This is a genomic window from Pseudomonas sp. A2 (assembly GCF_023100865.1).
GTDB lineage: Bacteria > Pseudomonadota > Gammaproteobacteria > Pseudomonadales > Pseudomonadaceae > Aquipseudomonas > Aquipseudomonas asiatica.
Genome location: NZ_CP039127.1, coordinates 1 through 15031 on the forward strand (window position 1 = coordinate 1; position 15031 = coordinate 15031).

Annotated in this window: 12 protein-coding genes; 10 read left to right on the top strand and 2 right to left on the bottom strand. The window is 55.7% G+C overall.

Annotation, left to right across the window (positions count from 1 at the left end):
* The 10 genes from dnaA (at position 1) to E5221_RS00050 (ending at position 13707) form a co-directional block, all read left to right on the top strand.
* Entirely contained in the window at positions 1-1539 is a 1539-nt protein-coding gene (dnaA, locus tag E5221_RS00005; RefSeq protein ID WP_025337171.1) for a chromosomal replication initiator protein DnaA, read from the top strand.
* Positions 1540-1579: 40 nt separating this feature from the next.
* Entirely contained in the window at positions 1580-2683 is a 1104-nt protein-coding gene (gene dnaN, locus E5221_RS00010) for a DNA polymerase III subunit beta (protein WP_015268408.1), read from the top strand.
* 13 nt (positions 2684-2696) lie between these two features.
* On the top strand, positions 2697-3800 hold the full coding sequence (gene recF, locus E5221_RS00015) for a DNA replication/repair protein RecF (protein ID WP_003260018.1): 1104 nt from the start codon (positions 2697-2699) through the stop codon (positions 3798-3800).
* A 4-nt stretch (positions 3801-3804) separates the two neighbouring features.
* Positions 3805-6225, top strand: coding sequence for a DNA topoisomerase (ATP-hydrolyzing) subunit B (gene gyrB, locus E5221_RS00020; RefSeq protein ID WP_061550205.1), 2421 nt, complete (start codon positions 3805-3807; stop codon positions 6223-6225).
* Between the two features lie 836 nt (positions 6226-7061).
* Positions 7062-7700 carry a TnsA endonuclease N-terminal domain-containing protein gene (locus E5221_RS00025; protein ID WP_011953077.1) on the top strand — a complete coding sequence of 213 codons (639 nt, stop codon included), beginning with the start codon at positions 7062-7064 and terminating at the stop codon, positions 7698-7700.
* A complete protein-coding gene (locus E5221_RS00030; protein ID WP_011953078.1) occupies positions 7681-9639 on the top strand; it encodes a DDE-type integrase/transposase/recombinase in 1959 nt (652 codons plus the stop codon). Before E5221_RS00025 ends, E5221_RS00030 begins: the two co-directional genes overlap by 20 nt.
* Positions 9636-10595 (top strand): TniB family NTP-binding protein, encoded by a 960-nt coding sequence (locus E5221_RS00035; RefSeq protein ID WP_010951429.1) that lies wholly within the window; start codon positions 9636-9638, stop codon positions 10593-10595. The genes E5221_RS00030 and E5221_RS00035 overlap by 4 nt, the downstream gene beginning before the upstream one ends.
* 75 nt (positions 10596-10670) lie before the next feature.
* Positions 10671-12587 carry a TniQ family protein gene (locus E5221_RS00040; RefSeq protein ID WP_010951430.1) on the top strand — a complete coding sequence of 639 codons (1917 nt, stop codon included), beginning with the start codon at positions 10671-10673 and terminating at the stop codon, positions 12585-12587.
* A 56-nt stretch (positions 12588-12643) separates the two neighbouring features.
* Positions 12644-13003, top strand: coding sequence for a histone-like nucleoid-structuring protein, MvaT/MvaU family (locus tag E5221_RS00045; RefSeq protein WP_010951431.1), 360 nt, complete (start codon positions 12644-12646; stop codon positions 13001-13003).
* Positions 13004-13374: 371 nt separating this feature from the next.
* On the top strand, positions 13375-13707 hold the full coding sequence (locus E5221_RS00050) for a DUF2790 domain-containing protein (RefSeq protein ID WP_011953079.1): 333 nt from the start codon (positions 13375-13377) through the stop codon (positions 13705-13707).
* A 97-nt stretch (positions 13708-13804) separates the two neighbouring features.
* Here the strand turns inward: E5221_RS00050 and E5221_RS00055 are convergent, their stop codons facing one another.
* Positions 13805-14260 carry a DUF411 domain-containing protein gene (locus tag E5221_RS00055; protein ID WP_011953080.1) on the bottom strand — a complete coding sequence of 152 codons (456 nt, stop codon included), beginning with the start codon at positions 14258-14260 and terminating at the stop codon, positions 13805-13807.
* Entirely contained in the window at positions 14250-15029 is a 780-nt protein-coding gene (locus E5221_RS00060) for a cytochrome c (protein WP_011953081.1), read from the bottom strand. Before E5221_RS00060 ends, E5221_RS00055 begins: the two co-directional genes overlap by 11 nt.
* Positions 15030-15031: the final 2 nt, after the last annotated feature.

The following is a 15031-nucleotide window of genomic DNA, read 5'->3' on the forward strand; positions in this document are numbered from 1 at the left end:
GTGTCAGTGGAACTTTGGCAGCAGTGCGTGGAGCTTCTGCGCGATGAACTGCCTGCCCAGCAATTCAACACCTGGATCCGTCCGCTACAGGTCGAAGCCGAAGGCGACGAGTTGCGCGTCTATGCGCCTAACCGTTTCGTTCTCGATTGGGTCAATGAAAAGTACCTGGGTCGTTTGCTCGAGCTGTTGGGCGAAAACGGCAGCGGCATTGCGCCTGCCCTTTCCTTGTTGATCGGCAGCCGTCGCAGCTCTGCGCCACGTGCCGCACCCAACGCTCCAGTAAGTGCTGCGGTGGCCGCCTCGCTGGCCCAGACCCAGGCTCAGAGCCAGACACAGAAGGCAGTGCCGGCAGCGGTCGAACCCGTCGCCGTGGCGGCGGCCGAGCCTGTGCTGGTCGATGAACTGGCCGAGCCATCCTCGCGTGATAGCTTCGATGCCATGGCCGAACCGGCTTCTGCGTCGGCTGGCAGTGCCCGGACCGAACAGCGCACCGTGCAGGTTGAAGGTGCGCTCAAACACACCAGTTACCTGAACCGCACCTTCACGTTCGACACCTTCGTCGAAGGTAAGTCGAACCAGCTGGCGCGCGCGGCTGCCTGGCAGGTGGCAGACAATCCCAAGCATGGTTACAACCCGCTCTTCCTTTATGGTGGTGTGGGCCTGGGTAAAACCCACCTCATGCATGCTGTGGGTAACCACCTGCTGAAGAAGAACCCGAACGCCAAGGTCGTGTACCTGCATTCGGAGCGCTTCGTCGCGGACATGGTCAAGGCGCTGCAGCTCAACGCCATCAACGAATTCAAGCGTTTCTACCGCTCGGTGGATGCGTTGCTGATCGACGATATCCAGTTCTTTGCCCGTAAAGAGCGCTCGCAGGAAGAGTTTTTCCACACCTTCAACGCCCTGCTCGAGGGTGGTCAGCAGGTAATCCTTACCTCTGACCGCTACCCCAAGGAGATCGAAGGCCTGGAAGAGCGTCTGAAGTCGCGCTTTGGTTGGGGCCTGACGGTGGCCGTCGAGCCACCAGAGCTGGAAACCCGCGTGGCGATCCTGATGAAGAAGGCCGACCAGGCCAAGGTCGAACTGCCGCATGACGCGGCCTTCTTCATTGCCCAGCGCATCCGTTCCAACGTCCGTGAACTGGAAGGCGCATTGAAGCGGGTGATCGCTCACTCGCACTTCATGGGCCGCGACATCACCATCGAACTGATTCGTGAGTCGCTCAAGGACCTGCTGGCGCTCCAGGACAAGCTGGTCAGTGTGGATAACATTCAGCGTACCGTCGCCGAGTACTACAAGATCAAGATCTCCGATCTGTTGTCCAAGCGTCGTTCACGTTCCGTGGCGCGTCCACGCCAGGTGGCCATGGCCCTGTCCAAGGAACTGACCAACCACAGTCTGCCGGAAATCGGCGACATGTTCGGTGGTCGCGACCATACGACCGTGCTGCACGCCTGCCGCAAGATCAACGAACTGAAGGAATCCGACGCGGACATCCGCGAGGACTACAAGAACCTGCTGCGGACGCTGACGACCTGATGGCCGTCTGCGCAGCTAATTGAAGGCAAGGGACTAGACCATGCATTTCACCATTCAACGCGAAGCCCTGTTGAAACCCCTGCAACTGGTCGCCGGTGTCGTCGAGCGCCGCCAGACCTTGCCGGTCCTGTCCAACGTATTGCTGGTCGTGCAAGGCCAGCAACTGTCGTTGACTGGTACCGACCTGGAAGTCGAACTGGTAGGCCGCGTGCAACTGGAAGAGCCGGCCGAGCCTGGCGAAATCACTGTCCCGGCACGCAAGCTGATGGACATTTGCAAAAGCCTGCCGAACGACGTCCTGATCGATATCAAGGTCGACGAGCAGAAACTGTTGGTCAAGGCCGGCCGCAGCCGCTTTACCCTGTCGACCCTGCCAGCCAATGACTTCCCGACCGTGGAAGAAGGCCCGGGCTCGCTGACCTGCAACCTGGAACAGAGCAAGCTGCGCCGCCTGATCGAGCGCACCAGTTTCGCCATGGCCCAGCAGGATGTGCGCTACTACCTCAACGGTATGCTGCTGGAGGTTTCCCGCAACACCCTGCGAGCTGTGTCCACTGACGGTCACCGGCTGGCGCTGTGCTCCATGAGCGCACCGATCGAGCAGGATGATCGCCACCAGGTCATCGTGCCACGCAAAGGTATCCTCGAACTGGCACGCCTGCTGACCGACCCGGAAGGCATGGTCAGCATCGTCCTGGGCCAGCACCACATTCGCGCCACCACCGGTGAATTCACCTTCACTTCCAAGCTGGTGGACGGCAAGTTCCCGGACTACGAGCGCGTACTGCCCAAGGGCGGTGACAAGCTGGTGGTCGGCGACCGTCAGGCGCTGCGTGAAGCCTTCAGCCGTACTGCGATTCTTTCCAACGAAAAGTACCGCGGTATCCGCCTGCAACTGGCTGCTGGCCAACTGAAAATCCAGGCCAACAACCCGGAGCAGGAAGAAGCTGAAGAAGAAATCAGCGTGGACTACGAAGGTAGCTCGCTGGAAATCGGCTTCAACGTCAGCTACCTGCTGGACGTGCTGGGCGTAATGACTACCGAGCAAGTTCGTCTGATCCTGTCCGATTCCAACAGCAGTGCCCTGCTGCAGGAAGCTGGCAATGACGATTCTTCCTACGTTGTCATGCCGATGCGTCTGTAACGTAGCAGGCGAAATGTCTCTTCGACGTATCATGGTCACCGCGGTGCGCAACTTGCACCCGGTGACACTCTCACCGTCCCCCCGCATCAACATCCTTTACGGCGCCAACGGCAGCGGCAAAACCAGCGTGCTTGAGGCCGTGCACCTGCTCGGGCTGGCGCGCTCGTTCCGCAGCACCCGCCTGAACCCGGTTATCCAGTACGAACAACCGGCCTGTACCGTGTTTGGCGAAGTGCAATTGGCCGAGGGTGGCAGCAGTAACCTGGGTGTATCCCGGGAGCGGCAGGGGGAGTTCACTATTCGCATCGATGGGCAGAATGCGCGGAGTGCGGCGCAACTGGCTGAATTGCTACCGCTTCAGCTCATCAATCCGGACAGTTTCCGCTTGTTGGAAGGCGCTCCGAAAATACGCCGCCAGTTCCTGGATTGGGGGGTGTTCCACGTGGAACCTCGTTTTCTGCCAGCCTGGCAACGGCTGCAGAAGGCACTCCGGCAGCGGAACTCATGGTTGCGGCATGGTACACTTGACCCAGCTTCGCAAGCCGCCTGGGACCGGGAATTGTGCCTGGCCAGTGCGGAAATAGATGAATACCGTCGCAACTACATCAAGGCCTTGAAGCCCGTCTTCGAGCGAACCCTGAGCGAACTGGTCGAGCTGGACGGGTTGACCCTTAGCTACTACCGAGGCTGGGACAAGGACCGGGAACTGCAAGAAGTACTCGCTTCCTCTCTCCTTCGCGATCAGCAGATGGGCCACACCCAGGCCGGTCCGCAGCGTGCTGATCTGCGTCTTCGTCTGGCTGCCAACAATGCAGCCGACATCCTGTCGCGTGGTCAGCAAAAGCTGGTGGTGTGCGCATTGCGCATTGCCCAAGGCCACCTCGTTAGTCAGGCTCGCCGCGGTCACTGTATTTATCTCGTGGATGACTTGCCGTCCGAACTGGACGACCAGCATCGCCGCGCGCTGTGTCGCTTGCTTGAAGAACTACGCTGCCAGGTGTTCATCACCTGTGTAGATCACGAATTACTGAGGGAAGGCTGGCAGACGGAAACGCCAGTTGCTTTGTTCCACGTGGAACAAGGCCGTATCACCCAGACCCACGACCATCGGGAGTGAATGCATGAGCGAAAATCAAACGTACGACTCCTCCAGCATCAAGGTGCTGAAAGGTTTGGATGCCGTGCGCAAGCGCCCCGGCATGTACATTGGCGACACCGATGATGGTAGCGGCCTGCACCACATGGTCTTCGAGGTGGTCGACAACTCGATCGACGAAGCCCTCGCCGGTCACTGCGATGACATCACCGTCATCATCCACCCGGACGAATCCATCAGTGTGCGCGACAACGGTCGCGGCATTCCGGTCGACGTGCATAAAGAAGAAGGCGTTTCCGCAGCCGAGGTCATCATGACCGTGCTGCACGCTGGCGGTAAGTTCGACGACAACTCCTACAAGGTATCCGGCGGTCTGCACGGCGTAGGTGTTTCTGTAGTGAACGCCCTGTCCGAGAAACTGGTACTGACCGTTCGCCGTAGCGGCAAGATCTGGGAACAGACCTACGTTCACGGTGTTCCACAGGCACCGATGGCGGTTGTCGGTGACAGCGAAACCACCGGTACCCACATCCACTTCAAGCCTTCGGCTGAAACCTTCAAGAACATTCACTTCAGCTGGGACATCCTGGCCAAGCGTATCCGCGAGCTGTCGTTCCTCAACTCGGGCGTTGGCATCCTGCTGAAGGATGAACGTAGCGGTAAGGAAGAGTTCTTCAAGTACGAAGGTGGCCTGCGTGCGTTCGTTGAATATCTGAACACCAACAAGACCCCGGTCAACTCCCAGGTGTTCCACTTCAACGTCCAGCGTGACGATGGCGTGGGTGTTGAAGTCGCCCTGCAGTGGAACGACAGCTTCAACGAAAACCTGTTGTGCTTCACCAACAACATTCCGCAGCGTGATGGCGGTACTCACCTGGTGGGCTTCCGTTCCTCGCTGACCCGTAGCCTGAACAGCTACATCGAACAGGAAGGCCTGGCCAAGAAGAACAAGGTGGCGACCACTGGCGACGACGCCCGTGAAGGCCTGACCGCGATCATCTCGGTGAAGGTGCCGGACCCTAAGTTCAGCTCGCAGACCAAGGACAAGCTGGTCTCCTCGGAGGTGAAAACCGCCGTGGAACAGGAGATGAACAAGTACTTCGCCGACTTCCTGCTGGAAAACCCGAACGAGGCCAAGGCCGTCGTTGGCAAGATGATCGATGCTGCCCGTGCCCGTGAAGCAGCACGTAAAGCCCGTGAAATGACTCGCCGTAAAGGCGCGCTGGATATTGCCGGCCTGCCAGGCAAACTGGCGGACTGCCAGGAAAAGGACCCTGCCCTTTCCGAACTGTACCTGGTGGAGGGTGACTCCGCGGGTGGCTCGGCGAAGCAAGGCCGCAACCGTCGTACCCAGGCGATCCTGCCGTTGAAGGGTAAAATCCTCAACGTCGAGAAAGCGCGCTTCGACAAGATGATCTCGTCCCAGGAAGTTGGCACGCTGATCACTGCACTGGGCTGTGGTATCGGTCGCGAAGAGTACAACATCGACAAGCTGCGTTATCACAACATCATCATCATGACCGATGCTGACGTTGACGGTTCGCACATCCGTACCCTGCTGCTGACCTTCTTCTTCCGTCAGCTGCCGGAGCTGGTCGAGCGCGGCTACATCTACATTGCCCAGCCACCGCTGTACAAGGTGAAGAAAGGCAAGCAGGAGCAGTACATCAAGGACGACGAGGCCATGGAAGAGTACATGACCCAGTCGGCCCTGGAAGATGCCAGCCTGCACTTGGACGAGTCGGCGCCAGCGGTTTCCGGTGTGCAGCTGGAAGCACTGGTGAATGAGTTCCGTAGTGTCATGAAGACCCTCAAGCGTCTGTCTCGCTTGTACCCGGAAGAGCTGACCGAGCACTTCATCTACCTGCCGGAAGTCAGCCTGGAACAGCTGGGTGACCATGCTGTGATGCAAGCCTGGCTGGCCAAGTTCCAGGAACGTCTGAACAACAGCCAGAAGTCCGGCCTGGTTTACAAAGCCAGCCTGCGCGAAGACAAAGAGCGCAACGTATGGTTGCCAGAAGTGGAAGTTACCTCCCACGGCCTGGCCAGCTACGTCACCTTCAACCGGGACTTCTTCGGCAGTAATGACTACCGTACCGTAGTTAACATTGGTGCCAAGCTGTCCAGCTTGTTGGGCGAAGGTGCTTATGTGCAGCGCGGTGAGCGCCGCAAGGCAATTGTCGAGTTCAAGGAAGGCCTGGATTGGCTGATGAACGAAACCACCAAGCGCCACACCATCCAGCGATACAAAGGGCTGGGCGAGATGAACCCTGAGCAGCTGTGGGAAACCACCATGGACCCAACCGTCCGCCGTATGCTCAAGGTCACCATCGAGGATGCGATCGCTGCCGACCAGATCTTCAACACCCTGATGGGTGATGCGGTCGAGCCGCGTCGTGACTTCATCGAAAGCAACGCGCTGTCGGTATCGAACCTGGACTTCTGATTCGGTGTAGGTTCACAGAAAAGCTGCACGCTTTCACAAATAGATGACCGGCCGGGCTTCAACCATGGCCCCTGTCGGTCACCATCAAGCCCGCCTTCGCGGGCTTTTTTTTGCCTGGAATTCCTGCCGGGGCGCCCTACTCCGCTCATTGGAAAATGATGCAGATGGGGGGATTTGAGGAAGTGATTTGATGGGGCGCTGGAAGTGCTGAGAGGGTCGGCGGGCGGATCTGAGCAGCAGAGAGATTGAGAGGACTTTAAAACTAATATTTGAACACCTTAATAGTTAATTAAGCGTACGTGTTAAGTATTAATTTGAACAATTTAGTATGGAAATGGAATTTGGTGGAAGTTGCCATTTTGGATTTTTTGTAGATTTCGAAGGGATGTTGGAATAAGATCTATGACCAACTTTTCCGCTTTGCACTGAAGATTTTCAGCCAAATCAGCTGTTTGAAGCGAGAGCTTCAGACCTGATCCAAATTGCTCCAGCGATCACGAAGTGGCCGTTTAGAAATAAAGAGAGCAAGCCGATTGCTTTAGATTCTGATCAGTCATGAGAGTCATGACCAATGAGAGAAAAGGAGACCTGAAAATGTAGAAAAACGCGATCAATCCCGAGAGGACTGACCGCGCTTAGCGAAGCAGACTTGCGTCCTCAGAACCCGCAATGTCTGCTTTTTCGAAGCGACTGTCAATCCTCTCCCATTTTTTCGACCTTAGCGAGGTTACTCGACGGCACAGTGTTGCCTGTCGAAAGGCCTCACTTCGCCCGCCCTGCGCCTTGATTTTTTGGCGCAGCGTCGGCGCTCGTTTCGAGATTTTCGGAGGTGTTTCATGACAGTACGAAAGGTGGTCACGCGGCGGTCCAACCATTACCGCGGCTACTTCCCATCGCTCAAAAATAAAAAGCCTGTGCCCTGGGAGTCCCAGCTCGAAGGCGCTCTTTTTCGGCTTCTTGAGCTGTCTCCTGCGGTCATCGGCTACGTCCCGCAGCCCAGTGAGGAACGTGTTCCATCGCTCCAGGGCTACTTCAAATATTACCCAGACGTACAGGTTTTCCTCGCGGATGGGCGCGAGTGGTGGTTTGAAGTGAAGCCTCACGACCGACTGAAGATTGCCAGCGTCAGGCAGCGACTGGATGCCGCTGAGCGCTACTTCAACGCCACTGCCCGTAACTTTTCGGTGATCACTGAAAAGTTAATTGAAGCTGAACCCCTGGCTACCAATCTTAGAAGGCTGATGTATCACCGGCGCGGTCCAGAGCTTTCGCATCAGGCGTTGGAGGAGGTAATGGCGACCTTCAACGAATGGCCGCCTATGACCGTTGCAGATCTGCTCTACGTGGTTGGTGAGGGGAAAGCCTGGCGCTTGTTAGGCCTTGGGGTGGTGGGCATTGACCTTGATAGGTCAATTGACACTGACTCCCCGGTCTTCCTGCAAGGGGGGCACCGTCATGCAAACCTTTTCCCTTAGGGTGAAATTGGTCGTCATCGTTCGTGGCGTACTGATGGTGCTTGAGAAGAGGCTTATTGACCGGAAGCTGCTCTTTTTCGATGAGCTTGGTGAGCCCACGAAGCTATCCGAGAAGGAGTTCTATGAGGCCTACGAGAAGCGCGAGATCGAGATCTCCGCTGATCAGCCATACCTTGGGAGGGTTCCGTATGTGCGGAACGTCCCTCCAGATATTTCATGCTTCCCCAAAAAACATGGAGATGAGGCATTGCGTCGACGCAAGTATCTGGACGACCTAACTAAGCGCGGTAAATACAAGCTACCGGGTGACGAAGACATGATCAAGAAGCTTAGAGATATCGCCAAAAAGATTGGGGATGCGTGCGCACCCTCGGTTTCCACTATTCGACGTTGGGCAGCCAAATACATTGGCCAGAACGTAGTAAAGCTTATCCCTCAGCATGCCAAAAAGGGTCGGGCTGCCGCGATACAGGGAGAGCTCGAAGTTATTCTTGAAGGGGTGATTAATAAAACCTACCTGCAGGATACGATTCCAGCGGTCAGCGTGGTCGTTTCAGAATTCGAGGATCAGATAAAAGAGAGGAACAAAAGTCGTTTGCCTTCGGATCAGCTCAAGATCCCAAGCGGAATGACTGTCCGAAGGTACATCGCCAAGCTGGATCCGTACCTTGTGGATAAGGAGAGGCTCGGAAAACACGCAGCAGACAAGAAGCACCGTGTTGCGGCGGGTGTCCTACGTGTCCATGAGATTTTGGAACGTTGGGAAATTGATCACACCTTGTTGGACGTCCAGCTTGTGGATGAAACCTCGGGGCTGTGCATTGGGCGCCCCTATCTGACGATCGTCCTCGACCGCTTCTCTCGAATGGTGATGGGATATTTGCTCCACCTGTCGGCGCCAAATACGGAAACCGTGCTTCGTGTGATCGAACGCTCAATCCGTCCAAAAGCCGAATTGCTGAAGCGCTTTCCGAAAGTGAGAAATGAATGGTGGGCACGTGGGCTGCCGGCTCGAATAGTCCCAGACAACGCAGCGGAATTTCACGCGGGCGATCTCATCATGGGATTCAACGAGTTGGGTATCGAGATCATGTATCCCGCTTCAAGGGCCCCTCAAAGGAAAGGTGCCGTCGAACGCTTTTTCAGCACACAGAACCTGGGGCTTATCCACAACCTCCCGGGTACCACCTTCTCGAATATCCAGCAGCGTGGCGATTACGACTCGGAGAAGAATGCATGTTTCACGCTCCCTCAATTGGAGGCGGTGGTAGTGAAATGGATCGTCGATGGTTACCACCAGACTCCTCATCGGGGGCTGGACAACAGAACACCGGCTCAAGTCTGGGGGACTAGCGAGGCGAACCATGTCATCAGCCTTCCCGTCGACCTGGACTCGTTGGAGTGCATTCTGGCCAAGCGGGCCTCGGTGAAGGTTCACCATTACGGCATCGAGGTTGCCAAAGTGGGCTACCACTCTACGGAACTTGCTGAGCTCCGTATGCGTTTGGCAGACGGAGAAAAGGTAAACGTCCGCTATCGAGACGAAGCCGGGCACGTTTGGGTTCACGACCGCTTCAGAAACTTGTTCTTCAAAGTGCCCGCCAAAGATGAGCGAATGGCCGGTAAGAGCAGGGAGGTGTGGAAGGCTGCCGAGAAAGCGCTGCGAGAAAAATATAATGAGCAGCCTAGCTTCGAGGCTACGCACAGGTGCTACCAGGAAATTATGGAAGATGCAGACGAGGCCCGCCGTTCGCAGACGCTCAGAAAACGACGCGCAGCTGCCATAGCGAAAATCGACAAGGAGGGTCGAGTGACCGAAAGCACGCCTCCACCCAAGGTACTCGCTGAAGTGGAATGGACCGGTGACTCTATTCCTAACATTCCGCCAGCAGCCTTCAAGGTCTCGGTTCGTCGCCCTGCTGGGAGTTCTAAGCCATGAACGCCATCAATCTGTACGAATGCTACGAGCATGGTGAATACAGCTTTACGCTCCGCGATCGTTTTATTCACAGCCCTCAAGTCGAGCGAGCGTTGACGCGACTAGGCGATATCCACGGCGATAGTCGGCGTACCAGAGCAAGTAAAGGGTTGCTGATCCAAGGTCCAAGCGGAGTGGGCAAGAGCACATTGGTCAAGGAGTACATTCGGTCATTGGAGGAATTGGAGAGCCATGACCCACAGAAGCGGACAGTTCTGTTCGTCGAGATGCCTTCGTCTCCAACCAAAAAGAACCTGGCAGCAGCCATTTTGGCAGAGCTGAAGGATCCCTTCGCAGAGGCACGAGGACATTCGGCAGAGGTTAAATTTGCGCGAGTAGTCCTGCTGCTGAAGAACCTTGGCGTGGAGATGTTGGTCCTCGATGAGGCGCAGCACCTGGTCGATTATCGTCGTAATGGTGCGTATGAGGCAGCAGACTGGATCAAGAGTCTGATGAATGAAACCAGTATCGCGTTTGTTCTGATTGGGCTGAAGCGCACCGAAAATCTCCTGCTAGCAAACGAGCAACTGCGACGCAGGTTTTCGGCCACGGTGGCATACGATCGCTTCACCTTCTCCGCTAATACGTCTCTTCATTTCGTGATGTTGTTGCAGGCAATCGAGGGCGAACTGCCTGTTCAAACCATCAGTTTTGTAGAGCCAGCGATGATTAAACGCTTCTACCTGGCTTCCTATGGATTGATCGACTACCTCATCAAGATTGTGGACAGGGCTGTTTGGTTGGTTCAAGTCCAGGACCTTGTCGGGATTGAACTTCCTGTGCTGGCCCAGGCTTTTGAAGACGAGGTTTGGAGCTACGCCACCGAGGATCGAAACCCCTTCAGTGCGAGCTTCAATTTCCAGCCTCTGTTCGGGAAGCGGGAGCCGTTTGAGACGTTCGAAGAGAGCAGTACCTGACGGCCAAGGGCCGGGCTTATCGGCCCGGCTCTACTCCCCTGATTTTTATGTCTTCGATTTCATGGATGTGTAGGAATGTTTGGTCTTTTAATCAACCCACGACCACACCAAGACGAAAGTCTTTTGGGGTACCTGCAGCGCCTGGCGAAAGCCAACGGATTACCCAGAAAGGAACTGCTCACCGCCTTTGCACGAGCCGACGAGACCGATGTTGCGGACTGGCTGCAGATGATGGAAGGACCACTGAGCTGGCCTGCGGTATCTGCTGAGTTTCGTGATCCAAGGCCCAAGGGGGTCAAGTTATGGACGACTCATCACGCTCGTTACTGTCCGATCTGTTTGGGCGAAGCCGGTTATTGGAGAGAAAGCTGGGGCTTGACCCTGGTTACGACGTGTTCTGTCCACGGCACTGAACTCCACGGGCGGTGCCCCAACTGTCTGAAGGAAACCGATCCAAGCGCAATGAGTGCGAATAGTTGCCAAGCGTGTGGCACCTCATTGAGTGGGACCAATTTTGAGATCGCGCCGGCGAGTGATACGGCCGCCTGGCTCACCTCTGGCTTTGAAGATAGGTTTTACGCCGACTCGTTGCCAGCTGACGCGGGATTGGCGGCCCTCACCTACGAACAGTTTCACGAGTTGTCATCGCGTCTCGCTGTCAGAAGTTTGCCTACGGAAAGAACCCAGCCGCTGAAGGTTGCTGATTCGGGTTCGCTAGAGATATCGCGGCTTATGGCAAACGCGGCGGGCGTGGTTCTCATGAACTGGCCTCTCGCATTCAGAGAACTGCTGAGTGGCCTCAAGGCAGTCCATTCCGATAACGAACATTGGACGCTCAGCAGATCGTTCGGCCCGATATACCACGACATCCACCGTGATCTGGATGACTCTTGTTTTGACTTTCTTCGTCGAGAGTTCGAATCATTTCTGCAGCATGCGTGGGAAGCACCGTTAGCGAAGCGAAATCGCAATTTGAGTGAGGAGACGATTGAGAGACATCGTTGGGTGTCGTTCGATTCTGCTGCTGAAGCTTGTGGTCTCGGGGTATCAGTCATAAAACGCCTTCATCAGGAGGGACAAATCGCCTATCGGGAGAAGGTCCATGAAGATCGAGTCTTTACGGTCGTGGACCTGGATCATTTGAAGGCAATCTCGCAGCATCTCCAGGGCGTGGCTGATATGAAAGAAACCTCGACTTTGCTAAGCCTCTGTCGCAATCGGGTTAGGCAGCTGCTAGCTGGTGGTACCCTCCAGTTCTTTGGTGGAGAACCGCGCCCAGGCGAAAGGTGGCTGATTGACTGCCGCTCGATCAACGAATTGATTGATGAGAAGCTGCCTACCAGCTCTGACCAGAGCCTGGTGTCGATCAACTACTTGGCCAAGCATTCTCTGCCCAAGGGGGGTGGGTTGGTCGAGTTGGTTCAGGCAATACGTGCAGGTGAACTTCGCGCTTACGGCCCAGCTGAGAATGGCTCGGTTGCGGTAGGGGCGTGGTTACTCAAGCCGCAAGATTTTGCAGCGTGGCAACAAGCCCGAGCTGAGAACAAGAGTCCGGTCTTTCCCGGCCTGTCGGTAGTCAAGGCTGCTGCGCTGTTAGGCGTCAAAGAACAATGCGCATACGCGTTCGTTCGACTGGGTCTGCTATGGAGCACTGCTGTCGAACGAGGCCGGCGTACGCAATTGATGGTTAAGCCTCAAGCCATCGACAGATTCAGGCGTGGCTATATCTTGGGACCGGAGATTGCGGTGTATTTGGGGAAGTCGACCAGGGAGGCGTTCAAGCACCTTTGGGAGGCCAGGTTTCGCCCCGTTGCGGGGCCATCCATTCCAAACGCGGCTTGCCGGCAGTACGTTTGGGTAAGAAGCAAAAAGCTGATCGATTACCTCGCAAGTGAAGCCGCCCAGATCGACGATCCTGAAGCCATCACGTTTTTATCCACACCGATCGCTCAGCCTCGTGATTGCCGATTCAGGCATGTGGGATCAAGATAGTTAGCACGCTTTCTTTCTTGATTGCTAAAATCATCGAACCCATTTTGGAGAATCTTATGTCCCGTCTCGCTGAATTCCGCCTGCTCGAACAACAGCTCGCAGCCCAACTGGCGGAGCTGGAAGCGCTGAAAAATGACTCTGCCCTGAAGCAGGAAATGGAATTTGAAACGAAGCTGCGCAGTTTGCTCAACGAGTATGGCTACGGCCTGCGCCAAGTGGTGCTGATCCTCGATCCGCAAGCGGTGGCTTCCACTGATATGGCCCCAAAAACCTCTCGGAAACCACGCGAAGTGAAGGTCTACAAGAATCCACACAGCGGAGAGGTTGTTGAGACCAAGGGTGGTAATCAGCGTACGCTTAAGGCCTGGAAAAACGAGTATGGCGCTGAGGTAGTCGAGTCTTGGCTCGCCAATTGATTGCACTGCAGGCGGCTTCTGGCACGAGATGAATCGTGGTGCGCCCCGAATGCAAATTCCCATTCTGGGGCGTGACGAAATTTTCTGCGGGTGGTGGATTTAGAGAATTAAAACTGTCGCTAGAGGGTCCCGTCTTTCGCGGCCTGCAGCCATTTGGAGAGGAAACGCAAAACTGTCGCAATCACCCAAAACGCCGGTTCAGACTGATTCGCTAGAGAATTAAAACTGTCGCAGCCTGAAACGACGCGGCTTTCACGTGTATTCAGAGCCATCATTATCGATAGCCTGCTTACAAACATGTAATTCCTGGATCACGTGGATGACAGCTCCCAGTCGGTAAGCTTCACTCATGTCTTCATGGAGTAACAGAAATGAACACCGCTAAAAGCATTGCCGCCCTCATGCTCGTAATCGCCTCCTCATCCGCTTTAGCTGAAGGAGGATCTGATCGCTTACACGGAAAGATGATTCAGGCAAATGAGCAAGCAATGCGTGCCTACGCCGCTGCCAATGGAAAAAAACCACCTGAAGTGATCCATTATCGCTACGGAATGAAACTGGATGTGGCGAGAGTTATCAGTATGACTTCGCTCAAAGGTAGCTGCGACGTGATGCCGACACAGATGAATTACGAGGACTCAACAGGTGAGTTGAAAATCCTCGAATATCGCTCTGCTGGAATTAACTGTAGAGGTCAAAACTGACCGAAGGGACAGGGTAAGTCTTGGAGTAAGCTGACCACGACCAGCGCTGCAGCTGGTCGGCTGGCCGGCAGAAGCCCTTCCCCCGGGGCATCTTGCATTACGTGTCAGGATAACTGGCAACTACTTGATCGTCCCCACTCTTGGTGAGGCCGATGACTTGATAGGCGTGTTTCATGCCATCAACCTCCATACCTGGTGAGCCAGCGGGCATGCCAGGTACCGCGACGCCTGCCAGGTCGTTGCGCTTTATGAGCTCCTGCACCTGGGCTGCGGGGACGTGACCTTCCACAAACTTGCCATCGATAACCGCGGTGTGACACGAAGCCAGCCTCGGAGCTACTCCTAGCTCTTGCTTCACCGCCCTCATGTCCGTTTCAACGTGGTCGACGACCTTGAAGCCGTTTGCCTCCAAGTGCGCTATCCATTTCTTACAGCAACCGCAATTAGCGTCCCGGTGCACATCGATAGTCAGGGGCTCCGCAGCAAAGGCGGCTGAGGCGATTAGAAGTGACGCTGCGGTACTTAAACCGAGGAAGCGGCGCTTACTTGTCATGAGTGTGCTCCTTCCCGTCTTTGTGCACATGGGTTTTGGGAGTAGAACCTGTGTGGTGGTCCGAGTGCGCCTCGCCGGACTCGTGTTCACCGTGGTGCTCCGCTACTGATGAAGACTCCGAATGCGAACTGCCATGATCATGACTTTCCTCAGCCACGCCGTTTGCTGCGGAATCATCATGATTTCCATGACCTGATTTCGCACCACCGTGTTGGCCTTCATGGTTATGCATATCGCTTTCGCCACCGCCATGTTGGTGACCACCACTGGAAGCGACCATCATCTGGTACTGCTCAGCATTGAGTTGCGGTAGCTGGTCCAGGAACGCGACGATTCCCCAGATGTACTGGTCGTCCATGCTCTTACCCCAGGCTGGCATGCCTGTCGCTTTGATACCGTGCTTGATGGTCCAAAACGCAGCAGCAGGGTCACCGCTTACACCTATCTCGGTGAGGTTTGGTGGGGATGGGTATAGGGCTTGGCTGAGTTCAGTTTTCTCCACCCCTGGCGCGAGGTGGCAACCGATACACATGGCGTTGTAGTTGCCTGCCCCTGCTTGGATGAGAGCAGGATCTTTAAGGTTTGGCACCTCAATGTCGCTTGCTCGGACTTCAATCGAGCGATCCCGCGCCATGGCCAAAAACGCATGCACAGCGGGGAAGTGTGGGTCGTCCGCACCAACGTTCACGAGACCGAAGTAAGCAGCACCTAGCACTGCTGCGCTAGTAACAGCACCTGCCGCCACCAGCGTTGTAATTGTTTTTTTCATGT

Coding starts and splice junctions, on each gene's coding strand:
- dnaN (WP_015268408.1), top strand. CDS start 1,580: ATGCATTTCACCATTCAACGCGAAGCCCTGTTGAAACCCCTGCAACTG.
- E5221_RS00030 (WP_011953078.1), top strand. CDS start 7,681: ATGCAAACCTTTTCCCTTAGGGTGAAATTGGTCGTCATCGTTCGTGGC.
- E5221_RS00045 (WP_010951431.1), top strand. CDS start 12,644: ATGTCCCGTCTCGCTGAATTCCGCCTGCTCGAACAACAGCTCGCAGCC.
- E5221_RS00055 (WP_011953080.1), bottom strand. CDS start 14,260: ATGACAAGTAAGCGCCGCTTCCTCGGTTTAAGTACCGCAGCGTCACTT.
- E5221_RS00050 (WP_011953079.1), top strand. CDS start 13,375: ATGAACACCGCTAAAAGCATTGCCGCCCTCATGCTCGTAATCGCCTCC.
- E5221_RS00060 (WP_011953081.1), bottom strand. CDS start 15,029: ATGAAAAAAACAATTACAACGCTGGTGGCGGCAGGTGCTGTTACTAGC.
- gyrB (WP_061550205.1), top strand. CDS start 3,805: ATGAGCGAAAATCAAACGTACGACTCCTCCAGCATCAAGGTGCTGAAA.
- E5221_RS00035 (WP_010951429.1), top strand. CDS start 9,636: ATGAACGCCATCAATCTGTACGAATGCTACGAGCATGGTGAATACAGC.
- E5221_RS00040 (WP_010951430.1), top strand. CDS start 10,671: ATGTTTGGTCTTTTAATCAACCCACGACCACACCAAGACGAAAGTCTT.
- recF (WP_003260018.1), top strand. CDS start 2,697: ATGTCTCTTCGACGTATCATGGTCACCGCGGTGCGCAACTTGCACCCG.
- E5221_RS00025 (WP_011953077.1), top strand. CDS start 7,062: ATGACAGTACGAAAGGTGGTCACGCGGCGGTCCAACCATTACCGCGGC.